Origin of the sequence: Streptomyces sp. NPDC048331, assembly GCF_043201215.1 — a bacterium.
GTDB lineage: Bacteria > Actinomycetota > Actinomycetes > Streptomycetales > Streptomycetaceae > Streptomyces.
Window position 1 is genome coordinate 35,441 of sequence record NZ_JBICYT010000028.1, and the last position, 20,651, is coordinate 56,091.

The following is a 20,651-nucleotide window of genomic DNA, read 5'->3' on the forward strand; positions in this document are numbered from 1 at the left end:
CGGCGGCGGGCGGTTCGCCGGTCAGCTGTCGCGCACCGCGACGATGCCGTTGAAGACACCGACGTACGCGGTCCCGTCGGGGCCGAGGGTGATCGGCGCCCAGTTGTTGTCGTAGAGCGGACCGGTGCCGGTCAGTTGCCGCCAGCGCCGCTCGCCGGTGCGGAAGTCCACGGCCGTGAGGTACCAGGCGTCGACGCCCCAGACGTTGGGCTCCTTCTCGTAGAAGTAGAGGAGCCCGTTCGCGGTGGAGAGCTTCGGGACCACGGAGGGAGCGCGGATCGCGCTCTCCCAGACCGTGTCGCAGCCGCTGCCGTCGGCCCGCACGTCGATGCGGGCGGCTCCGCCCACAACGGACTTGCCGAGCAGCAGGGTGGTGGGGTTCTCGTAGCCGTAGTTGTTCTCGACGACGATGCTGTTGCCCCAGGTGATGAGGGAGTTGTCGGTGGTCGAGGCGCCGGAGCCGAACACCGGCACCTTGCAGACCAGCCGCCGGTCGGCGGGCACGTCCGCCCCCCGCTTGTAGACCAGGACGTTCATCCGGTCGTCGGCGTTGTCGGTGATGGCGACGTAGCCCTGGCCGAAGAGGTCCGGGGTGGTGCCCGAGCCCTGGTTGACGGAGCCTGGCTTGGCCGCCGTGCCACGGTCGTACGTCTGGCGCCATTGCACCTCGGGGGTGCCGTCGGCGGCGGCGCGGAAGCTGTAGAGCGCGTGGTCGGAGACGATGGAGACACCGTCCTCGGCGACCGAGAAGGAGTTCTGGATCTCCTCGCCCCGCAGTTGTACGGAGCGGATCCGGTCGGTCGTCGGATCCACCGTGCCGACCCGGCCCTGGCGGGTGACCCACCAGATGCGGCCGTCCCAGTCGGGCATCACGGAGGTGACGGGGTCACAGGTGCCGCTGGGCCACAGGTTGGTCCAGGTCACGCAGTCGTGCGGGACCTGCCCGGTGAGGTCCCAGTCGTCGTCGACCGTGAACTTCCAGCTGCCGTCGGGGCTCTGCGCATGGGAGAGGCGCAGGAGGTGCTGGCGGGAGTCGGCCAGCACGGCCCGGTCCTGGTCGTCCAGGTAGAAGTAGGCGCCGCCCGAGGTGTCCTTGAAGATCTTCGCGAAGTCGAGCGTGGTGATCGCCTCGACCGTCGAGGAGCGCTGCGGGAGCTGGAATTCCGCAAGTGTGGCGAGCGTACGGGGCTCCAGGAGCTTGACCTTGAAGCCGGAGAAGGTGCCGCACACCGTGACGAGCCGGCCGGCCGAGTCGAAGGTCGCGGTGGCGCACTCACCGCCGAGGGCGGCGATCTTCTCGCTCGTCACCTTCGGGTTCTTGCCGAGCGGCCCCGACCAGGGGGAGGTGGCGCTGCCCGCCGCGTCGGAGTGCATGCCGCTGCGGCCGTTGGGCGCGAGGAAGGGGTGCTGCGGCGGCGCCTCGCCGGGCAATGGGGTGGCGGCCGCGGGGCTGCCGTCGTAGTGGGTGACGAGGCGGTGACCGGGGGCCTTGGGTATCTCCTCGGCCTGGGCCGGGGAGCCGCCGTACATCACCGTGAGTGCGGCGACGACGGGCAGCACGGCGCAGTTCAGCGATCTTCGGAACATCCGAGCCTCCTCCATGTCTCTCCGTTGTTGACATCGCGTCTGATGTCGCGCCGCCGCCAGACGCTAGATCGCACCGCGCGAGGAGTCCATGGATGGGCGGGATGATTCACGAAGGCGCAACAGTCGATCAAGGATTGAGGCCGGACACCACGTTCGCGGTGGCCGTCAGGCCGTTGTGGATGGTCGTGGCCATGCTGCTGCTCGCGAGGTAGAAGCCGAGCAGTGCGCAGACGACCGCGTGCGAGAACTTGAGCCCGCCGCTGCGCAGGAAGATCCAGGCCAGGATGAGGAGCAGGACGACCACCGAAAGGGAAATCACCATCGAAACCTCCTTACTCGCCGTCATGGTGGCGCAGAAGAGGGTGCCTTCGGGCGAAAGACGTGTCCGCCGTACGGGTGTTGACGGTCCGTGACGGTCGGTCGGTCCTTGACGATCACCTCGTCGACCCGTCGGAGATCGCGGAGGCTCCGCCCCTCGCCGGAACAAAGCACACGAACCCGGGCAGGCCACCGACCGCCGGGCGCAGGGGTCTTGTCGGGCTCCCGCCCACCGTGCCATATATGTCTAGACCAATAAGGAGTCAAGGAAGCCAAGGAAACCGAGGAAGGGACCCCGTGCGACGCAGCGCCCCCACGCTCGCCCTCTGCCTGGCCGTCGCGGGCATCACCGGCCTCACGGCCTGCACCACGCCCGACACCCGACCCCCGCCCGCACCCGCCGGACTGACCGCCCAGGCAGGCAGCGCCACCAGCGTGCACGTCATGTGGAACGCGGCCGCCGACCGGGACGGAGTGACCGGCTACCAGGTCTTCGAGGCCGACCGCCTGGTCCGCGAACTCCCCGCCGAGAAGACCATGGTGGACATCACCGGCCTGGCCCCGCAGACGGGCTACGCCTTCACGGTCCGGGCCGAGGACGCCGCCGGCAATCTCTCCGGCCCCGCCCCGGTCGCCCGGGTGACCACGCCCGCCGCCAAGGCCGAGGACCGCGCGGCCCCCACCTCCCCGGCCACCACCACCGCCCGGGCGACCGGGCCCCGGTCCGCCCGGGTGTCCTGGACGGCGGCGACCGACGACACCGGGATCACCGCCTACGACATCTACCAGGGCGGCGTCCGGATCCACACCACCGGCCCCGGCGAGAGCGCCACCACCCTGGACAACCTCCGGCCCGACACCGTCTACACGTTCACCGTCCGGGCCCGCGACGGGGCGGACAACTCCTCCCCCGACGGCCCGGCGGTGGACGTGACGACCCCGCCCGCCTCCGGCGACGGCCCCGGCACCGCCCCCGCCGAGTTCGCCGCGACCGCCTCCCCGGGCGCCGTCACCCTGACCTGGACCGCCCCGGACACCGGTGGCCGGACCACCGAGTACGAGCTGTACGTCAACGGGGCGCCCACGACCGTCATCCAGTTCGGGGCGGGCGCGGTACCCAGCGGGCGGGCGGAGCACCGGATCACGGTGACCGAGCCGTCCGGCACGGTGTGGGCCGTGAAACTGCGGGCCAGACTCCCCGACGGCAACTGGGGAGCCTTCTCCGCGGAGCGGCGGATCACACTCCTCGCGTGAAAGAAGACACCGATCCGGCTCGAACGGCGCGGCCGCCCGAGAAGATCGCGCACAATACATCCGTGTTCGGTGAGTATTCGTTCCATGACAATCAGGCAGACTCCGCGGCCGGCGATCCCGGGCCGCCCCCCTGCCCGGTGCCCGGCAACCTTCCCGCGGAACCCGCGAGTTTCGTCGGCCGGGAGCACGAACTCCAGCTGCTCGACGACCTCTTGCGAGAACGGAGACTGATCACTCTCACGGGCGTGGGCGGCGTCGGCAAGTCCCGGCTCGCCCTACGAGCCGTCGCCGCCGCCCGCCAGGGACGCCCCGACGGGGTCTGGTGGACGGAGCTCTCCCCCCTGCGCGATCCGAGCCTGCTCACGGCCACCGTCGCCCACACGGTCGGCCTCGCCGACCACTCCCCCCGCCCTCCCGCCGAGGAGCTGTGCGCGTGGATGGCCGACAAGGAGCTGCTGCTGGTGTTGGACACCTGCGAGCACCTGGTGGCCGACTGCCGCCACCTGGTCGGCGAACTCCTGCAGTCCGCACCCGGTCTGACGATCCTGGTCACCTCCCGCGAGCCGCTCGACATGCCGACCGAGGAGGTCGTCGAGGTGCGGCCGCTGCCCTGCGAAGGGACCGACAGCGACGCCCTCGCCCTCTTCCGGGCCCGCGCCCTGGCCGCGACTCCGCGGGCGGACGCCGTCTTCGCCGACCCCGCGCGGACCGCCGTGGCCGCCGAGGTGTGCCGACGCCTGGACGGCATCCCGCTCGCGCTGGAACTCGCGGGCGCCCGGATGCGGTTGTGGAGCCTCGAGCACATGGCCGAACGGATCGGCGCACGCTTCGAGGTGTTGTCCGACGCCCGGGCCGCGCTGCCGCTGCGGCACCAGACGATGCGGACCACGATCGGCTGGAGCCACGAACTGTGCGAGCCGCTGGAGCGGTTGCTGTGGGCCCGGCTCTCGGTCTTCACCGGTGACTTCGACATCGCGGCGGCGCGCGCCGTCTGCTCCGGCGGTCCGCTGCCCGCCGCCCGGGTGGAGCGCGTACTGGCGGGCCTGGCCGCCAAGTCCGTGGTGCTGCGCACCGAGGAACGCGGGACCGGGCCCCGCTACCGGATGCTGGACACGATCCGCGAATACGGGCGGGACTGGCTGGGCGAGCTCGGCGAGGTGGGGATCGTCACCGACCGGCACGCGCACTGGTACGCGGCGCTCTCCCAGGCCGCCGACCGGGGCTGGCTGGGCCCGGGGCAGGTGGACTGGTACCGCAGGATCACCGCCGAGCACGCGCAGCTGCGTACCGCCCTGGAACACCTGATCGCCGCCGACCCGACGGCGGCGCTGGAGATGGCCGGCGCGCTGTGGTTCTACTGGTTCGCGTGCGGGCACGTGCACGAGGGCCGCGGCTTCCTGGAACGGGCCCGGCGGGCGGCTCCGCGCACCGGGGCCGCGTACAACCAGGCGGTGTGGGCCCTCGGGCTCACCGCGCTGCTCCAGGGCGACATGGACGCGGCCCAGCAGCTCGGCGACGAGTGCGCGCGCGACGCGGCCCGGCTCGCGGACCCGGAGCGGGAGCTGCGCGCCGGCTATCTGCACGCGGTATCCGTCCTGATGCCCGGCGACCCCGTACGGGCCCTGCGGCTGGCCGGTCCCCGGGCCCGGGCGGGGCACGGCGGACGCACCAGCGGCGCGGGCTGGCTCCTGTGCAAGCTGGCCACCGGCTACGCCCTGTGCGACCTGCGGCGGTTCGAGGAGGCGACCGAGGAGGCGCGGTCCCTGCGGGAGGCCTGCGTGGAGCTGGGCGATCGCTGGCTGCGGGCGTACGCGGACTACATCCTGGCGGTGGCCGCGCTGGGCCTGGGCGATCACGGGGAGGCGGCCCGGCACGTACGGGCCATGCTCTCGGGGAAACGGCTGCTCGGCGACCGCTTCGGCATCGCGCTCGGCCTGGACCTGCTGGCCGCGGCGGTGGCCGGGCTGGGCGACGGGGAACTCGCGGCCCGGCTGCTGGGCACCGGGCACGCCTGGTGGCGCACGGTCGGCCGGCCGCAGATGGGCTCGCCCTCGCTGACGGCCCTACGGGACCAGGGCGAGCGGCAGGCCCGCGCCGCGATCGGGGACGCCGCCTACGAGACGGCGTTCCTGGGCGGCACGGCCGCGCCCACCGGCTGAGTCTCGGCCGGTGGGACCGGAGTACGTCCTGAGACCTGGGCTCCCGTCAGTACGGGAGGGGTCTGCCCGACGGTGTGCGCAGGTCCAGGTCTCGGGGGGCGGGCTTCGGGACGGGCTTACGGATCAGCTGCTGGCGCATGCTGCCTCCTCGCTCAGACCAGGGCCGGGCGGCGGGGTTCCACCGTGCGGCTGTCGGGGAGCAGTTCACCGGTGTCGTCGAACATCACGACTCCGTTGCACAGCAGGCTCCAGCCCTGTTCAGGGTGAGAGGCCACGATGCGGGCGGCGTCGTGATCGGCGCTGTCGGCGGTCGGGCAGGGTGGCTGGTGGGAGCACATGGCGCACCTCCTCGCGAAGTGGGGCGGGAGCGCCGGTGGTCACCCGGTCGAATCCGCGATCCACGGTGGCGGTGAGTATTACTGATCGCCGCCCCCGGACGGAACCCATATCGACCGTCCAGTTCAGGGTGTGTATGCCCGCTTACGATGCGCTCATGCCCGCTATCCGGATCATTCATCGCACGTCTTTCGCGCCGGTCCAGGCGTGGTCGATGCTCACGGACTGGGAGCGCCACGGCGCACAGGTCCCCCTCACCCGGACGATCATCGAGACGCCGCCCCCGACCCGCGTCGGAACGATCTTCACCGCGCGCACCGGCGTGAGCAGGATCACATTCGACGACCGCATGGAAGTCGTCGTGTGGCGACCCCCCTCGGAGGGTTCGTCGGGATTGGTCCGGTTGGAGAAGCGCGGACGGACGGTGACGGGCTGGGCGGAGATCGAGATCCGCCCCCTCGCCACGGGCGGCGCGGAGATCCACTGGCGCGAGGAGCTGCGCCTGCGCGGCCTCCCCCGCGCCCTGGATCCCCTGGTCGCGGCCGCCGGCCGACTCCTCTTCGGCCGGGCCCTCACGCGGCTGCTCCGCCCCTGAGGCGGTGGCCTGACAGCAGCCGCGGATCGGGTGCGGGGTACGGGGCGCTCACCCCGTACCCGGCGGGACCCCGCGACTACCGGATCGGCATGCCGGAGATCGTGCGGGCGATCACCAGTCGCTGGATCTCGCTGGTGCCTTCGAAGATGGTGTAGATGGCGCTGTCCCGGTGCATGCGCTCCACCGGGTATTCACGGGTGAAGCCGTTGCCGCCGAGGATCTGGACCGCCTGGGCGGTGACCTTCTTGGCGACCTCGCTCGCGAAGAGCTTCGACATCGAGCCCTCGGCCGACTCGAACGGCCGGCCCGCCACGGCCATCCAGGACGCGCGCCACACCAGCAGCCGGGCCGCGTCGATCTGTGTCCGCATGTCGGCGAGCTGGAAGGCCACGCCCTGGTTGTCGATGATCGGGCGACCGAACTGCGTACGGGTCTTCGCGTAGTCGAGGGCCACCTCGTACGCGGCGCGGGCGGTGCCGACGGCCATCGCGCCGACTGCCGGCCGGGAGGCCTCGAAGGTGGCCATGGCCGCGTTCTTCACCCGCTCGCCGCCACCGCTGCGGGCGCGCTCGTGGGCCCGCGCGAGGCGTTCGTCCAGCTTCTCCTTGCCGCCGAGCAGGCAGGAGCCGGGGATCCGTACGTCCTCCAGCACCACCTCGGCGGTGTGCGAGGCGCGGATGCCGTGCTTCTTGAACTTCTGACCCTGGGACAGACCGGGGGTGTTCGGCGGGATGATGAAGGAGGCGTGCCCCTTGGTGCCCAGCGCGGGGTCGACGACCGCGACGACGATGTGGACGTTGGCGATACCGCCGTTCGTCGCCCAGGTCTTGGTGCCGTTGAGCACCCACTCGTCCTTGGCCTGGTCGTAGACCGCGCGGGTGCGCATGGAGCCGACGTCGGAGCCGGCGTCCGGCTCGGAGGAACAGAAGGCGGCGACCTTGACGTCGTCGGGGGTGCCGTACATCTGCGGGATCCAGGTACCGATCTGCTCCTCGGTGCCGTTGGCCACGACGCCGATGGCCGCGAGTCCGGTGCCGACGATCGACAGCGCGATGCCCGCGTCGCCCCAGAAGAGCTCTTCCATCGCCATCGGGATGCCGAGGCCCGTCGGGTCGAAGAACTGCTGGGCGTAGAAGTCGAGCGAGTAGATGCCGACCTTGGCGGCCTCCTGGATGACGGGCCAGGGAGTCTCTTCGCGCTCGTCCCATTCCGCGGCGGCGGGACGCATCACATCGGCGGCGAAGCCGTGGATCCAGTCCCGCACCTGCTTCTGGTCGTCGTTCAGCTCCATGGTGAACTCCGCCATGTCCCCTCCACCTGTCTGTACTCGTCCCTGCGGAAGTTACTAGCGGTAACCTACGCGAAGGCCACAGTCTGTTACTGACGAGTAAGCACTGTCAAGCACCGCCCGCACCGGCCCTGACGCCGGACGGGGTGACCGGCGATTCGAACGACAGGGTGTGCGGGGTGTTACGTTGCGTGGGCGTCACGCACATCGCAAGGGCGGGGAGAGAAACACGTCATGGAGACCACTCAGCAGGCCGGTGAGCCGGGAGCGGCCGAACGCCGCCGGCGGGAGCTGCTCGAAGCCGCCGACCGGGTCGTGCTCAGGGACGGCCCCAAGGCCTCCATGAACGCGATCGCGGCGGAGGCCGGCATCACCAAGCCCATCCTCTACCGGCACTTCGGGGACAAGGCGGGCCTCTACCAGGCCCTCGCCGTCCGGCACACCGACGCGCTGCTCGACTCGCTGAGGGCCGCGCTGGACGCCCCCGCCGAGCGGCGCCACCGGGTGGAGGCGACCCTCGACACCTACCTCGCCGCCATCGAGGCCCGCCCGCAGGTCTACCGCTTCCTCATGCACCCGGCCGAGGACTCCCACACCGCGGAACGCGGCTTCGACGTCGGCCTGCACTCGGCCCCGCTGCTGCGCAGGCTCGGCGAGGAGCTGGCCGAGGTGATCGGCGAACGGGTGGACCTCGGCCCGGGGGGCGAACGCCTCGCCCGGATCTGGGGCCACGGCATCGTCGGCATGATGCACGCGGCCGGTGACTGGTGGCTGGGCGAACGCCCCTGCGAGCGCGCGGACCTGGTCGCGGGCCTCACCGACCTCCTCTGGGGCCGCCTGGCCACCGCCGGCAACCGCAAGGACGGCCCGGGCTTCTAGCCCGATCCAGCCCCGCCGGCACATCCAGCCTCGGCCGGGCCACCCTCAGCCTCGCCGGCGTTTGAGGCGCGGGGTCCGGGGCGGAGCCCCAGGAAACCCGGCTCCGCCGGGAGGTGCCCCCTGCCTCAAACGCCGGCGAGGCTGGATGGGGCTAGGCTTCGGCTCCCCAGGCCGCCTTGCGGATGGCCCGCCGCAGGCGACGGGCTCGCAGGCCCGTCACGCGGTCCGCGTACACCGTCCCGTCGAGGTGGTCGCACTCATGCTGAAGGCACCGCGCGAAGAACCCCGTCCCCGAGATCCGCACCGCCGCCCCGTCCGACGTGACCCCTTCCACCACCGCGTGGTCGAAGCGGGCCGTACCCGCCTCCAGCCCCGGCAGGGACAGGCATCCCTCCGGCCCCAGGAACTCGTCCCCGTCGGCCGTCACCAACCGCGGGTTGACGATGTGCCCGACGTGGCGGACGTCCTCGTCGTCGGGGCAGTCGTAGACGAACACCCGCTGTCCGACGCCGATCTGGTTCGCGGCGAGCCCGACACCCTCGGCGGCGTACATCGTGGCGAACATGTCCTCGATGAGCCGGTCGAGACCCGGGCCGAATTCGGTGACTTCCGCGCACGCGGAGTGGAGCACCGGATCACCCAGCAGGCTCATGGTGCGGACGAGGCCGGTGGTACCGGGGATGGGGCGCTGTCGCATGGCGGTAAGCCTACGACGGGCGACTATATGAGGAGATCCGCGGCGGGGCGGGGGCGCCGCGGTCAAGGCTCCGGCCGGTACTGGATAGGCTGGGGCCGACCGACGCAAGGAGGACAAGGGACGATGGCAGGCAACACAGAGCCGCTTTCGCCGCGGGCCAAGCTGGCCGTGACGGCGGGCAAGGCCGCGGCGGCGGTGTCGCGGGCCGCGGGACGCGGAAGCGGATCGGTGATCGGTGGCAAGGTCGCACTCAGGCTCGACCCCGATCTTCTCGGCGCGCTGGCGCAACACCTCGATGTCGTCCTCGTCTCCGCGACGAACGGCAAGACCACGACGACCCGACTGATCGCGGAGGCCCTGCGGGCCAGCGGTCCGGTCGTCTCCAACGCCCTCGGCGCCAACATGCCGGCCGGCATCACCTCCGCGCTGGCCGGTGGCTCCGACGCCAAGTACGGCGTCATCGAGGTGGACGAGAAGTACCTGGCCGGAGTGGCCCGGGACGTCACCCCCAAGGTGATCGCCCTGCTCAACCTCTCCCGCGACCAGTTGGACCGCGCCGCCGAGACCCGCATGCTCGCGGAGAAGTGGCGCGAGGGCCTCCAGGGTTCCAAGGCGGTCATCGTCGCCAACTGCGACGACCCGCTCATCGTGTGGTCCGCCTCCTCCTCCCAGAACGTGGTGTGGGTCGCGGCCGGCCAGGAATGGAAGGACGACGCCTGGTCGTGCCCCTCCTGCGGTGGCGTCATGCAGCGCCCCGGCGACGACTGGTTCTGCGGTGAGTGCGGATTCCGGCGCCCGACCCCGACCTGGGTGCTCTCCGGCGACCACGTCCTGGACCCGCACGGCTCGGCCTGGCCGATCCACCTCCAGCTGCCCGGCCGCGCCAACAAGGCCAACGCCGCGACCTCGGCCGCCGTGGCCGCCGTCTTCGGCGTCCCGCCGCAGGTCGCGCTGGAGCGGATGTACCAGGTGCAGGCCGTCGCCGGCCGCTACGACGTGGTGAACTTCCAGGGCCGTGAACTGCGGCTGCTGCTCGCGAAGAACCCGGCGGGCTGGCTCGAAACGTTTTCGCTGATCGATCCCCCGCCGACCCCGGTGATCCTCTCGGTGAACGCGCGCGGCGCCGACGGCACCGACACGTCCTGGCTGTGGGACGTGGACTACCCGCGGCTGGCCGGTCACCCGATCTTCGTGATCGGTGACCGCAAGCTGGACCTCGCGGTCCGCCTGGAGGTCGCCGGCCTGGAGTTCCGGGTGTGCGACTCCCTCGACGAGGCCGTGCAGCTGGCGCCGCCCGGCCAGATCGAGCTGATCGCCAACTACACCGCCTTCCAGGACGTGCGCCGCCGCGTCGGCAACTAGTACCCATAAAGGACAAGAGCATGAGCGACAACAGCCTGCGTCTGGTGTGGGTCTACCCGGACCTGCTGAGCACGTACGGAGACCAGGGCAACGCCCTCGTGGTGGAGCGCCGGGCACGCCAGCGCGGCCTGGACGTGCAGCGCGTGGACGTGCGCAGCGACCAGCCGATCCCCACCTCGGGCGACATCTACCTGATCGGCGGTGGCGAGGACCGGCCGCAGCGCCTGGCCGCGGAGCGCCTGCTGCGCGACGGCGGTCTGGAGCGGGCCGTCTCGAACGGGGCGATCGTCTTCTCGGTCTGCGCCGGGTACCAGATCCTCGGCAAGGAGTTCGTCAACGACCAGGGACAGCGTCAGGAGGGCCTCGGCCTGCTGGACGTCGTCACCGTGCGCGGTGAGGGCGAGCGGTGCGTCGGCGACGTCCTCGCGGACATCGACCCGCGCCTGGGTCTGCCGCAGCTGACGGGTTTCGAGAACCACCAGGGCGTGACCCACCTCGGGCCGACGGCCAGGCCGTTCGCCCGGGTGAGCATGGGCCGTGGCAACGGCACCGGTGACGGCACCGAAGGCGCGTACAACGACACGGTGTTCGGCACGTACATGCACGGTCCCGTGATGGCCCGCAACCCGCAGATCGCGGACCTGCTGCTGAAGCTGGCCCTCGACGTGAACGCGCTGCCGGCCATAGACGACCGGTGGTACGAGGCGCTGCGCGCGGAGCGCATCGCCGCCGCGACGCAGCCCGCCTGAGGCACTGCGGAGCGCTCATCGGGGCGGCCCCGTCATCATCTGTTCGGCCCGGTTTTCCCTAGGGGGAACCGGGCCGACGTGGTTTCGTACGACGAGTACGACCAGCATGTGGAGGATGGTTCAGTCCACCTCTCCACCGCTTGTAGGGTGGCCGTAGTTCCAACCGGACGACGTGGTCCGGTCGTCGGCCCACGTTGCAAAGGTCCGTTCCTGCCATGCGCATAGGTGTGCTCACTTCCGGTGGCGACTGCCCCGGTCTCAACGCCGTCATCCGCTCCGTCGTGCACCGCGCCGTGGTCGACCACGGCGACGAGGTCATCGGCTTCCTCGACGGCTGGAAGGGCCTGCTGGAGGCGGACTACCGCAAGCTCGACCTCGACGCCGTCGGTGGCATCCTGGCCCGCGGCGGCACCATCCTCGGCTCCTCCCGGGTCCAGCCCGCGCACCTGCGCGACGGCGTGGAGCGCGCCCGCGGCCACGTCGCGGACCTCGGCCTCGACGCGATCATCCCGATCGGCGGCGAGGGCACGCTGAAGGCCGCGAACCTGCTGTCCGAGGCCGGTCTGCCGATCGTCGGCGTCCCGAAGACCATCGACAACGACATCGCCTCCACCGACGTCACCTTCGGCTTCGACACGGCCGTCGGAGTGGCGACGGAGGCCCTGGACCGGCTGAAGACCACCGCAGAGTCCCACCAGCGCGTGATGGTCGTCGAGGTCATGGGCCGCCACACCGGCTGGATCGCCCTGCACTCGGGCATGGCGGCCGGCGCGCACGCGATCGTCGTCCCGGAGCGCCCCTTCGACATCGACGAGCTGACGGCGATCGTCGGCGAGCGGTTCTCGGCGGGCAAGCGGTTCGCGATCGTCGTGGTGGCCGAGGGCGCCAAGCCCAAGCCGGGCTCGATGGACTTCGAGGAGCGCGGCAAGGACATCTACGGCCACGAGCGGTTCGCCGGCATCGGCAACCTGCTGGCCGTGGAGCTGGAGAACCGCCTGGGCAAGGAAGCCCGGCCGGTGATCCTGGGCCACGTCCAGCGCGGCGGCACGCCCACCGCGTACGACCGGGTCCTGGCCACCCGCTTCGGCTGGCACGCGGTGGAGGCCGCGCACCGCGGCGAGTTCGGCATGCTGACGGCGCTGCGCGGGACGGACATCGTGATGGTGCCGCTCTCCGAGGCGACCTCGACCCTCAAGACGGTGCCGTCCGAGCGGTACGACGAGGCGCAGACCGTTCTGTGACGTCCCCTTCCGCGACGTCCCTTTTGTGACAGGCCGCCCCCGCGCGCACGAGCGCTCGGGGGCGGCATTACTGTGGTGGGGCATCACGGTCAAGGGAGTGAACAGATGGATCACAGCGGGCACGGCATGGACATGCACATGGACATGGACCTGCCGCCGTTCACTCTCGGGCGCGGGCTGGAGTTCTCCTTCGACGCCTTCTTCCTGATCGGCTCGCTGGTCGGGCTCGCCCTGTACGGGTGGGGCGTGCTGCGGCTGCGTCGGCGCGGGGACTCCTGGCCGCTCGGCCGGACCATCGCCTTCACCGTGGGCGTGCTGACGGTGATCCTCGTGATGTGCACCAAGCTGAACGACTACGGCATGGTCATGTTCAGCGTGCACATGGTGCAGCACATGGTGATCAGCATGGTCACACCGATCCTGGTGCTGCTGGGCGCACCGGTGACGCTGGCGCTGCGCGCGCTGCCGCCCGCCGCCCGCGGTCGCAAGGGGCCGCGCGAGCTGCTCCTGATGCTGCTGCACAGCCGGTACATGAAGGTGATCACCCACCCGGCCTTCACGATCCCGATGTTCATCGCGAGCCTCTACGCCCTGTACTTCACCCCGCTCTTCGACTTCCTGATGGAGAGCCGGACCGGGCACATCGCGATGATGGTGCACTTCCTCGCCGTCGGCCTGATCTTCTTCTGGCCGATCATGGGCATCGACCCGGGTCCGCACCGGCCGGGCTACGTGATGCGGATGCTGGAGCTGTTCGCGGGCATGCCCTTCCACGCCTTCTTCGGCATCGCCCTGATGATGGCGAGCCAGCCGATGATCAAGACGTACGAGAACCCGCCGGCGTCCCTCGGCATCGACCCGCTGCTGGACCAGCAGTGGGGTGGCGGCATCGCCTGGGCCTTCAGCGAGATCCCCTCGGTCCTGGTGCTGATCGCCCTCGTCTACCAGTGGTACCACTCCGAGCAGCGGGCCGCGCGGCGGTCCGACCGGGCCGAGGACCGCAGCGGTGACAAGGAGCTGGCCGCGTACAACGCGTATCTCGCCTCGCTCCAAGCGCGTGGCCAGTAGCGCGACACCGGCTTCGCGCGCCACCATGGGGCATGACCGGATCCGTTAAGGCGATGTGCGTCATGACCTTCGCCGCTCTGGTGGCCGTCGCCGCGTATTCCGTGGCCCTCGGCAGCAACGGCTGGCTGTGGTTCGGCTGGGTGGTGCTGGGGCTGCTGACCGCCGGGATGGCCGCGACACGCAATGTCTGAGTAAGGTCCCTCCCCGCCCCTGCGTCCCGCGGCTCACCGTTCGTAAAATGGCGGTGACAACGGGATATCGACGGGAGCGGCCTGGTGTTCTACCACTTGCTCAAGCACGTGTTGCTCGGCCCTCTGCTGCGGCTGCTGTTCAGACCTCGGATCGAGGGTCTGGAGAACATCCCCGCCGACGGGGCCGCCATCGTCGCGGGCAATCACCTGTCCTTCTCCGACCATTTCCTGATGCCCGCCATCCTCAAGCGGCGGATCACCTTCCTGGCGAAGGCCGAGTACTTCACGGGCCCTGGGGTCAAGGGTCGGCTCACCGCGTTCTTCTTCCGCAGCGCCGGACAGATCCCGGTGGACCGCTCGGGCAAGAACGCCGGGCAGGCGGCCCTGCGCGAGGGCCTGGGCGTGCTGGCCAAGGACGAGTTGCTCGGGATCTATCCGGAGGGCACGCGCTCGCACGACGGTCGGCTCTACAAGGGCAAGGTGGGGGTCGCGGCGATGGCTCTGGGCGCCGGGGTGCCGGTGATCCCCTGCGCGATGGTCGGCACCTTCGAGATCCAGCCGCCCGGGAAGAAGCTCCCGAAGATCCGGCGGGTGACGATCCGCTTCGGCGAGCCGATGGAGTTCTCCCGGTACGCCGGGATGGAGGGCGAGCGCGCCGTCCTGCGGGCGGTCACCGACGAGATCATGTACGCGATCCTCGGACTGTCCGGGCAGGAGTACGTCGACCGGTACGCGGCCGAGGTCAAGGCCGAGGAGGAGGAACAGCGGAAGAAGGCCCGGCGCACCGCGCGCTGAGCCTTCTCCCGCTCGTCGAATCGCTACCGCCGGTCCTTACCGGACGGCGGGGAGCTCCTCCGGCGCCGGGAGGACCGAGGACTCGGCCGGGGCGTCGGACGACAGGGACTTCGCCGCGGCCGGGGCCGGGGCCACGGGGGTGGCGTGCGGGGCGCACGTCACGTCCTTGGCGTCGACCTTGCCGGTGAGCAGGTAGCTGTCCACCCGGGTGTTGATGCAGGGGTTCACCAGGCTGGTGACACCGTGCGAGCCGGCGCCCTTCTCGGTGATCAGACGTGAGCCGGCGAGGCTGCGGTGCAGCTCGACCGCGCCCTTGTACGGCGTGGCCGCGTCCCGCTCGGACTGGACGATCAGTACGGGCGGCAGCCCGCGCTTGGCGCCGACGGCGATCGGGGTGCTCTGCTTGGCCTTCCAGGTCGCGCAGGGCAGGTTCATCCAGGCGTTGGACCAGGTCAGGAACGGGTACTTCTGGTGCAGCTTGGTGTTGTCCCGGTCCCACTTGGACCAGCTGGTGGGCCACTTGGCGTCGGCGCACTCGACCGCGGTGTAGACGGCGTTGCTGTTCTCCGCGGCCGCGTTGCCCTTGGTGTCCGTCATGTCCGGGGCGATGGCGTCGACGAGGGCCTGCTCGTCACCGGCCTCGTACGCCGCCCAGGTCTGGGCGACGGGCACCCAGGAGGAGTCGTAGTACGGGGCGCCCTGGAAGAAGCCGATGAGCTCGGCCGGACCGACGACCCCGCCGAGCGGGGCGGCCTTGGCCTTGGCGCGCAGCTTCTGGTAACGGGCCTCGACCTTGGCGCGGGTGTCGCCGAGGTGGAAGACCGCGTCGTTCTTGGCGACCCAGTCCTGCCAGTCGTTCCAGCGCATCTGGAAGGCGACGTCCTGGCCGAGGTTGGCCTCGTACCAGATGTTGTCCTGCGAGGGGTCCACCACGCTGTCGACGATCATGCGGCGCACATGCGTCGGGAAGAGGGTCGCGTAGACCCCGCCCAGGTAGGTGCCGTAGGAGACGCCGAGGTAGTTCAGCTTCTTCTCGCCGAGGCCGGCCCGGATCACGTCGAGGTCGCGCGCGGTGTTCGGCGTGGTCATGTGCGGCAGCATCTCGCCGCTGCGCTCCTTGCAGCCGTCCGCGTACTCGGCGGCGAGCTTGCGCTGGGCGCGCTTGTCGGCCTCGGAGTCCGGGACCGGGTCGGCCTTCGGAGCCTTGACGAACTCCTGCGGGTCGATGCAGGAGATCGGCGCCGAGTGGCCGACACCGCGGGGGTCGAAGCCCACGAAGTCGTAGGCCTTGGAGGTGTTGACCCACAGCGGGCTCTTGGTGGTGACGCGGCGCGGGAAGCGCATGCCGGAGCCACCGGGGCCGCCGGGGTTGTAGACGAGCGCGCCTTGGCGCTCCTCCTTGGTACCGGTGCTCCCGATCCGGTCGACGGCGATGTCGATGGTCTTGCCGTACGGCTTCGCGTAGTCGAGCGGGACCTTCACCCAGCCGCACTGGATGGGCTTCTCGAAGCCCCAGTCCGCCGGGCAGTCCTTCCAGTCGATCCCGGCGCGGGCGGCGCGGGCCGCGGCGATCTGAACGCCCAGTGCCTCCGGCAGCCTTCCGTCACTGCCGGCCGGGGCAGCCGCGGCCGGCGGGGCCAGCAGCAGGCTCGCCGCGAGTGTGCCGGTGATCAGTGTGGCGGCGCTCCCCAGCGCCGCGTTGCGTATCACGTGGTTGTTCCCCCTGCGTCAGGTACCGCCGTGGGCGGCCGGGTTGGTCGGGTTCGGTCGTCGGCGTGCAGGGGGATCCTGTCGTCTGACCGGGACCCGGCGACAGGGCCCGATCGACTTCTTTGCCAACCCGATAACCGGAAAGGCGTGTACCGCTGAGCGGTGCCTGATGCGTCCCGCTTTCACCACCCGTACCTACGGCAGGCCGCGTCGAGCAGCTCGCGCACCCCCAGCGCGTCCGTGGCGAGGGCCGTCACCAGGACGGCCGGACCGGCCAGCGGCGTGACCGCGGCGAACTCCCCCAGGACCGCCGCGTCGGGCGCGTCCTCACCGAAGGCGGGGTCCACGACCAGGAGTTGGCCGAGCGCCCGGTGCCCGGCCAGGCCCGCCGGCCCGTCCCAGCCGCCGGGCGCGCCGGGACCGCAGGCGAGCTCCTGGTCCAGGAGCGGACGGCCCGCATACTCGACGGCGAGGCGACTGCGCAGCAGGCCCGGAGCCTCCCCGGTGCGGCCCAGCACCTGTTCCTCACGCAGCACCAGCCGTGCCGTGGGGGCGAGTCGGACCCGGGTGCGCACCCTCAGGTCGCTGCCGCGCACCGAGACCAGCGGCTCGGGCAGCCACCGTAGCGACGCCCCGTCCTCCAGGGTGAGGTGTACGTCGTACCGCGCGGGCGCGCCGGTCCGGCCGGGCAGTGCCAGGGTGGCCGCCGCCGAGGCGAGGGAGAGGTGTGCCCCGGGGCCGACGGCGGCCTCGACGGTGAGGTGGTCCCCGCCGAGCGGGGCGCTCATCGCGCCGACCAGCATGACCCCCGCCTCGGCCCGCGACGACGAGCGGGTGCGGCGCAGCGCGAGCGGGCCTTCCCCGGCCAGCAGCGGCAGGGCGGTGCCGCCCCGCCCGTCGGCCACGGCGTGGATGCGGGCGGTGGCCCGTAGTCCCGCGGGAGGCGTCGGTGGTGCGTGTTCGGTCTCCTCGGTGACCGCGGCGCTCACCGCGAGGACCAGGCGGCGATCCGCTCGCGCACCCAGGCGGCGACCGGGCCGACCCCTTCGGGGCCGCGCAGCGACTGGAAGGCGACGGGGAGTTCGCCGCGCTGTGCGGCGGCGTCTCGGGCCATCCGGTCGAGGTCGGAGCCGACATGGGGAGCGAGGTCGGTCTTGTTGACGACGAGCAGGTAGGCGGTGGTGACGCCGGGTCCGCCCTTGCGGGGGATGTCGTCGCCGCCGGCCACGTCGATGACGAAGATCTGGGCGTCGACGAGTCCGCGGGAGAAGGTGGCGGTGAGGTTGTCCCCGCCGGACTCGACCAGGATCAGGTCCAGTCGGCCGGTCTCCCGGAAGGTGTCCTCCAGTTCCTCCACGGCCTCCAGGTTGGCGGAGATGTCGTCGCGGATGGCGGTGTGCGGGCAGGCCCCGGTCTCGACGGCGGTGATCCGCTCGGCCGGCAGCACGGCCTCACGGAGCAGGAACTCGGCGTCCTCACGGGTGTAGATGTCGTTGGTGACGACGGCCATGGACAGTTCGGTGCGCAGCGCGCGGCACAGGGCGGCGACGGTGGCGGTCTTGCCGGAGCCGACGGGGCCGCCGAGTCCGATGCGCAGGGCCCGCCGGGTGCCGTCGGGGCGCAGAGGGTCGGCGCTGTGGCTGTGCCGGTGGGGGTAGGTCACCGCGTGGTCGAGGTGCATGGGGGTCTCCTTCAGGAGGTCAGGAAGCGAAGAGGCGGACCGGCCAGTCGGCATGGACCTCCGCCGAGATGTCCAGCAGCGGCGAGGAGGCCGCGGGCAACGCGTCCGGGCCCTCGGAGCGGGCACGCAGCGCGGCCCGCTCCGCCCGTGCCGCGACGGCGTCGAGTTCGGGGGCGAGCCGGGCCAGGACCCCGCTCGCCTCGAAGGGGTCCAGGCCCAGCAGTCGTACGGTCGCCGTGGCGGGCCCGCCGACGCTCTCGTACGCCGCCACGTGCGCGGCGTCCAGTGGCCCGAGCCCGGCCGCCCGGGCGGTGACGCCGAGCACCACGGGCTGGTGGGCGCCGCGCGGGAACGCCGCCGCCAGGGACTCCAGTTCGGCGGCGGGCCAGGTGGCCCGAGCGGCGCGCAGCAACTGCCGCCCGAGCCGCCGGGCCGCGGTGCGCAGCGCCGGCGAGGGGGTGCGGGCCTCGGCGGCGGCGTCGAGGACGGCCGGGTCGAGCCCGAGGGCGGCGGCCGCGGCGAGCGCGGCGGCGGTGAGGCCGGCAGTGTGCAGCCGGCCCCGGCAGAAGTCCTCCAGGGTGGCGGCGTCATGGATCCGGCCCGCCTTGCAGGCGGCCTCGGCCCCGCCGGAGTGGGCGTGGCCCCCGGCGGGGAAGCGGCCGTCGGCGAGGACGAGCAGCGCGGCGCGGCTCATCGGCAGGGACCTCTTCTCAGAACAGGAAGTAGCGCTGGGCCATGGGAAGTTCCACCGCGGGCGCGGGTTCCACGGCCTCCCCGTCGATGGTGACGGTGAAGGTGTCGGCGTCGACCTCGACCCGCGGCATGGCGTCGTTGCCCCGCATGTCGGCCTTGGTCACCTTGCGGGTGCTCTCGATGGCCACGAACCGCTTGCCGAGCCCCAGCCGTTCGGGCAGCCCGTCGTCGAGCGCCGCCTGGGCGGTGAAGTTCAGCGAGTTGAGGGCGGGGGCGCGGCCGTGGCTGCCGAACATGGGCCGGGGCAGGACGGGTTGCGGGGTGGGGATGGAGGCGTTGGCGTCGCCCATCTGCGCGTAGGCGATCTGGCCGCCCTTGATGACGAGTTCGGGCTTGACCCCGAAGAAGGCCGGGTTCCAGAGCACGAGGTCCGCGAGTTTCCCGGTCTCGACCGAGCCGATCTCGCGGGCGAGCCCCTGGGCGACGGCGGGGTTGATCGTGTACTTGGCGACGTAGCGGCGGGCGCGGTGGTTGTCGGCGGGGCCGTCGCCGGGAAGGAAGCCGCGGCGCTTCTTCATCACGTGGGCGGTCTGCCAGGTGCGCAGGACGACCTCGCCGACCCGGCCCATGGCCTGCGAGTCGGAGGAGATGATGGAGATGGCTCCGAGGTCGTGGAGGACGTCCTCGGCCGCTATGGTCGAGGGCCGGATCCGCGATTCGGCGAAGGCGAGGTCCTCGGGGACGGCCGGGTTGAGGTGGTGGCAGACCATCAGCATGTCGAGGTGTTCCTCGACGGTGTTGACGGTGTGCGGCCGGGTGGGGTTCGTGGAGCTGGGCAGGACGTTCGGCTCGGAGACCACGGTGATGATGTCGGGCGCGTGCCCGCCGCCCGCGCCCTCGGTGTGGTACGAGTGGATGGTCCGCCCGGCGATGGCGGCGAGGGTGTCGGCGACGAATCCGGCCTCGTTGAGCGTGTCGGTGTGGATGGCGACCTGGGCGCCGGTCTCCTCGCACACGGAGAGGCAGGCGTCGATGACGGCGGGGGTGGCTCCCCAGTCCTCGTGGATCTTGAATCCGAGGGCACCGCCGCGCAGTTGGGAATGCATCCCCTCACGGGACATGGTGTTGCCCTTGCCGAGCAGGCCGATGTTGACCGGGTAGGCCTCCAGGGCCGCGAACATCCGGGCCAGGTGCCAGGGGCCGGGGGTCACGGTGGTGGCCTTGGTGCCTTCGGCCGGTCCGGTGCCGCCGCCGACGAGGGTGGTGATCCCGGAGGCGAGCGCCTCCTCGATGACCGTCGGGGAGATGAAGTGGACGTGGGCGTCGATGGCGCCGGCGGTGACGATCTTCCCGTTGCCGGCGATGATCTCGGTCTCGGGGCCGATGACCAGTGCGGGGTCGACCCCGTCCATGGTGTCGGGGTTGCCGGCCTTGCCGATGCCGCAGATCCGGCCGTCGCGGATGCCGAGGTCGGCCTTGACGATCCCCCAGTGGTCGAGGACGACGACGCCGGTGATGACGGTGTCGGGGGCGCCCTCGGCCCGGGTGGTGCGGGCCTGCCCCATGGATTCGCGGATCACCTTGCCGCCGCCGAAGACGGCCTCGTCGCCGGCCCGTCCGGGGCCGCCGCCGAGGTCCTGCTCGATCTCGACGAAGAGGTCGGTGTCGGCGAGCCGGATGCGGTCACCGGTGGTCGGCCCGAAGAGGTCGGCGTACACCTGGCGCGAGAGCTCAGCCATCGAGGGGTCCTCCGGTCTCGCCGCGCAGTCCGGGTACGGTGCGCGAGCCCCCCAGGGGGACGAGTTCGACCGCGACCGGGATGCCCGGCTCGAACCGGACGGCCGTTCCCGCGGCGACGTCGAGCCGGAGCCCGTGGGCGGCGGCGCGATCGAAGTCGAGGCCGGGGTTGGCCTCGGCGAAGTGGTAGTGGGAGCCGACCTGGACCGGCCGGTCGGCGACGTTGAGCACGGTGAGGCGGGTGACGGGACGGCCCTCGTTGAGGCGCACCGGGCCGTCCCCGTAGGCGATTTCGCCGGGGATCATGCGGG

General features: G+C 71.6%; 21 protein-coding genes. 10 read left to right on the forward strand and 11 right to left on the reverse strand.

Annotation, left to right across the window (positions count from 1 at the left end; translation table 11 throughout):
• Positions 1 to 21: 21 nt before the first annotated feature.
• Both ACGFYY_RS31095 and ACGFYY_RS31100 read right to left on the reverse strand, forming a co-directional pair.
• On the reverse strand, positions 22 to 1,587 hold the full coding sequence (locus tag ACGFYY_RS31095; RefSeq protein WP_393714503.1) for a hypothetical protein: 1,566 nt from the start codon (positions 1,585 to 1,587) through the stop codon (positions 22 to 24).
• Positions 1,588 to 1,714: 127 nt separating this feature from the next.
• A complete protein-coding gene (locus tag ACGFYY_RS31100; protein ID WP_030719085.1) occupies positions 1,715 to 1,909 on the reverse strand; it encodes a hypothetical protein in 195 nt (64 codons plus the stop codon).
• 293 nt (positions 1,910 to 2,202) lie between these two features.
• Here ACGFYY_RS31100 and ACGFYY_RS31105 point away from each other — a divergent pair, with 293 nt between their 5' ends.
• Positions 2,203 to 3,159 carry a fibronectin type III domain-containing protein gene (locus tag ACGFYY_RS31105; RefSeq protein ID WP_393714505.1) on the forward strand — a complete coding sequence of 319 codons (957 nt, stop codon included), beginning with the start codon at positions 2,203 to 2,205 and terminating at the stop codon, positions 3,157 to 3,159.
• Between the two features lie 137 nt (positions 3,160 to 3,296).
• A complete protein-coding gene (locus tag ACGFYY_RS31110) occupies positions 3,297 to 5,318 on the forward strand; it encodes an ATP-binding protein (protein ID WP_393714507.1) in 2,022 nt (673 codons plus the stop codon).
• Between the two features lie 152 nt (positions 5,319 to 5,470).
• On the opposite strand, the gene ACGFYY_RS31115 is transcribed toward ACGFYY_RS31110, so the two are convergent.
• A complete protein-coding gene (locus tag ACGFYY_RS31115; RefSeq protein ID WP_030388211.1) occupies positions 5,471 to 5,656 on the reverse strand; it encodes a DUF5999 family protein in 186 nt (61 codons plus the stop codon).
• A 155-nt stretch (positions 5,657 to 5,811) separates the two neighbouring features.
• Here ACGFYY_RS31115 and ACGFYY_RS31120 point away from each other — a divergent pair, with 155 nt between their 5' ends.
• Positions 5,812 to 6,249: an SRPBCC family protein gene (locus tag ACGFYY_RS31120; protein ID WP_393714509.1), complete on the forward strand. Its 438-nt coding sequence runs from the start codon at positions 5,812 to 5,814 to the stop codon at positions 6,247 to 6,249.
• Positions 6,250 to 6,325: 76 nt separating this feature from the next.
• Here ACGFYY_RS31120 and ACGFYY_RS31125 read toward each other — a convergent pair whose 3' ends face one another.
• Entirely contained in the window at positions 6,326 to 7,555 is a 1,230-nt protein-coding gene (locus ACGFYY_RS31125) for an acyl-CoA dehydrogenase family protein (RefSeq protein WP_329104625.1), read from the reverse strand.
• A 216-nt stretch (positions 7,556 to 7,771) separates the two neighbouring features.
• On the opposite strand from ACGFYY_RS31125, the gene ACGFYY_RS31130 reads away from it, so the two are divergent.
• On the forward strand, positions 7,772 to 8,416 hold the full coding sequence (locus tag ACGFYY_RS31130) for a TetR family transcriptional regulator (RefSeq protein ID WP_393714512.1): 645 nt from the start codon (positions 7,772 to 7,774) through the stop codon (positions 8,414 to 8,416).
• 151 nt (positions 8,417 to 8,567) lie between these two features.
• Here the strand turns inward: ACGFYY_RS31130 and def are convergent, their stop codons facing one another.
• Positions 8,568 to 9,113, reverse strand: coding sequence for a peptide deformylase (gene def, locus ACGFYY_RS31135; protein ID WP_393714514.1), 546 nt, complete (start codon positions 9,111 to 9,113; stop codon positions 8,568 to 8,570).
• 123 nt (positions 9,114 to 9,236) lie between these two features.
• Between def and ACGFYY_RS31140 the strand changes: the two genes are divergently transcribed.
• The 6 genes from ACGFYY_RS31140 (at position 9,237) to ACGFYY_RS31165 (ending at position 14,519) form a co-directional block, all read left to right on the forward strand.
• A complete protein-coding gene (locus ACGFYY_RS31140) occupies positions 9,237 to 10,475 on the forward strand; it encodes a MurT ligase domain-containing protein (protein WP_365280621.1) in 1,239 nt (412 codons plus the stop codon).
• Positions 10,476 to 10,495: 20 nt separating this feature from the next.
• Positions 10,496 to 11,224 (forward strand): type 1 glutamine amidotransferase, encoded by a 729-nt coding sequence (locus tag ACGFYY_RS31145; protein WP_393714516.1) that lies wholly within the window; start codon positions 10,496 to 10,498, stop codon positions 11,222 to 11,224.
• Between the two features lie 215 nt (positions 11,225 to 11,439).
• Positions 11,440 to 12,465: a 6-phosphofructokinase gene (locus ACGFYY_RS31150; protein WP_365280615.1), complete on the forward strand. Its 1,026-nt coding sequence runs from the start codon at positions 11,440 to 11,442 to the stop codon at positions 12,463 to 12,465.
• 105 nt (positions 12,466 to 12,570) lie between these two features.
• Positions 12,571 to 13,533: a cytochrome c oxidase assembly protein gene (locus ACGFYY_RS31155; protein WP_365280612.1), complete on the forward strand. Its 963-nt coding sequence runs from the start codon at positions 12,571 to 12,573 to the stop codon at positions 13,531 to 13,533.
• Between the two features lie 32 nt (positions 13,534 to 13,565).
• Complete coding sequence (locus ACGFYY_RS31160) at positions 13,566 to 13,724, forward strand: hypothetical protein (protein ID WP_030719054.1); 159 nt, start codon at positions 13,566 to 13,568, stop codon at positions 13,722 to 13,724.
• 84 nt (positions 13,725 to 13,808) lie between these two features.
• The gene (locus ACGFYY_RS31165) at positions 13,809 to 14,519 is read left to right on the forward strand and encodes a 1-acyl-sn-glycerol-3-phosphate acyltransferase (protein ID WP_266358926.1); all 711 of its coding nucleotides are present in this window, start codon (positions 13,809 to 13,811) and stop codon (positions 14,517 to 14,519) included.
• Positions 14,520 to 14,555: 36 nt separating this feature from the next.
• Here the strand turns inward: ACGFYY_RS31165 and ACGFYY_RS31170 are convergent, their stop codons facing one another.
• The 6 genes from ACGFYY_RS31170 to ACGFYY_RS31195 form a co-directional block, all read right to left on the reverse strand.
• Positions 14,556 to 16,229 carry an alpha/beta hydrolase gene (locus ACGFYY_RS31170; protein ID WP_393714519.1) on the reverse strand — a complete coding sequence of 558 codons (1,674 nt, stop codon included), beginning with the start codon at positions 16,227 to 16,229 and terminating at the stop codon, positions 14,556 to 14,558.
• A 182-nt stretch (positions 16,230 to 16,411) separates the two neighbouring features.
• Positions 16,412 to 17,218: an urease accessory protein UreD gene (locus ACGFYY_RS31175; RefSeq protein WP_393714521.1), complete on the reverse strand. Its 807-nt coding sequence runs from the start codon at positions 17,216 to 17,218 to the stop codon at positions 16,412 to 16,414.
• Positions 17,215 to 17,910 (reverse strand): urease accessory protein UreG, encoded by a 696-nt coding sequence (gene ureG / locus ACGFYY_RS31180; RefSeq protein WP_393714523.1) that lies wholly within the window; start codon positions 17,908 to 17,910, stop codon positions 17,215 to 17,217. The genes ACGFYY_RS31175 and ureG overlap by 4 nt, the downstream gene beginning before the upstream one ends.
• Positions 17,911 to 17,929: 19 nt before the next feature.
• Entirely contained in the window at positions 17,930 to 18,604 is a 675-nt protein-coding gene (locus tag ACGFYY_RS31185; protein WP_393714525.1) for an urease accessory protein UreF, read from the reverse strand.
• A 16-nt stretch (positions 18,605 to 18,620) separates the two neighbouring features.
• Positions 18,621 to 20,342 carry an urease subunit alpha gene (locus tag ACGFYY_RS31190; protein WP_365281241.1) on the reverse strand — a complete coding sequence of 574 codons (1,722 nt, stop codon included), beginning with the start codon at positions 20,340 to 20,342 and terminating at the stop codon, positions 18,621 to 18,623.
• Complete coding sequence (locus tag ACGFYY_RS31195) at positions 20,335 to 20,646, reverse strand: urease subunit beta (RefSeq protein WP_365281244.1); 312 nt, start codon at positions 20,644 to 20,646, stop codon at positions 20,335 to 20,337. Before ACGFYY_RS31195 ends, ACGFYY_RS31190 begins: the two co-directional genes overlap by 8 nt.
• Positions 20,647 to 20,651: the final 5 nt, after the last annotated feature.

What these genes read in the sequence shown, in the direction of transcription:
- ACGFYY_RS31120 (WP_393714509.1), top strand. Translation starts at nt 5,812, where the DNA reads ATGCCCGCTATCCGGATCATTCATCGCACGTCTTTCGCGCCGGTCCAG.
- ACGFYY_RS31115 (WP_030388211.1), bottom strand. Translation starts at nt 5,656, where the DNA reads ATGTGCTCCCACCAGCCACCCTGCCCGACCGCCGACAGCGCCGATCAC.
- ACGFYY_RS31190 (WP_365281241.1), bottom strand. Translation starts at nt 20,342, where the DNA reads ATGGCTGAGCTCTCGCGCCAGGTGTACGCCGACCTCTTCGGGCCGACC.
- ACGFYY_RS31185 (WP_393714525.1), bottom strand. Translation starts at nt 18,604, where the DNA reads ATGAGCCGCGCCGCGCTGCTCGTCCTCGCCGACGGCCGCTTCCCCGCC.
- ureG (WP_393714523.1), bottom strand. Translation starts at nt 17,910, where the DNA reads ATGCACCTCGACCACGCGGTGACCTACCCCCACCGGCACAGCCACAGC.
- def (WP_393714514.1), bottom strand. Translation starts at nt 9,113, where the DNA reads ATGCGACAGCGCCCCATCCCCGGTACCACCGGCCTCGTCCGCACCATG.
- ACGFYY_RS31130 (WP_393714512.1), top strand. Translation starts at nt 7,772, where the DNA reads ATGGAGACCACTCAGCAGGCCGGTGAGCCGGGAGCGGCCGAACGCCGC.
- ACGFYY_RS31150 (WP_365280615.1), top strand. Translation starts at nt 11,440, where the DNA reads ATGCGCATAGGTGTGCTCACTTCCGGTGGCGACTGCCCCGGTCTCAAC.
- ACGFYY_RS31125 (WP_329104625.1), bottom strand. Translation starts at nt 7,555, where the DNA reads ATGGCGGAGTTCACCATGGAGCTGAACGACGACCAGAAGCAGGTGCGG.
- ACGFYY_RS31100 (WP_030719085.1), bottom strand. Translation starts at nt 1,909, where the DNA reads ATGGTGATTTCCCTTTCGGTGGTCGTCCTGCTCCTCATCCTGGCCTGG.
- ACGFYY_RS31155 (WP_365280612.1), top strand. Translation starts at nt 12,571, where the DNA reads ATGGATCACAGCGGGCACGGCATGGACATGCACATGGACATGGACCTG.
- ACGFYY_RS31195 (WP_365281244.1), bottom strand. Translation starts at nt 20,646, where the DNA reads ATGATCCCCGGCGAAATCGCCTACGGGGACGGCCCGGTGCGCCTCAAC.
- ACGFYY_RS31145 (WP_393714516.1), top strand. Translation starts at nt 10,496, where the DNA reads ATGAGCGACAACAGCCTGCGTCTGGTGTGGGTCTACCCGGACCTGCTG.
- ACGFYY_RS31160 (WP_030719054.1), top strand. Translation starts at nt 13,566, where the DNA reads ATGACCGGATCCGTTAAGGCGATGTGCGTCATGACCTTCGCCGCTCTG.
- ACGFYY_RS31140 (WP_365280621.1), top strand. Translation starts at nt 9,237, where the DNA reads ATGGCAGGCAACACAGAGCCGCTTTCGCCGCGGGCCAAGCTGGCCGTG.
- ACGFYY_RS31095 (WP_393714503.1), bottom strand. Translation starts at nt 1,587, where the DNA reads ATGTTCCGAAGATCGCTGAACTGCGCCGTGCTGCCCGTCGTCGCCGCA.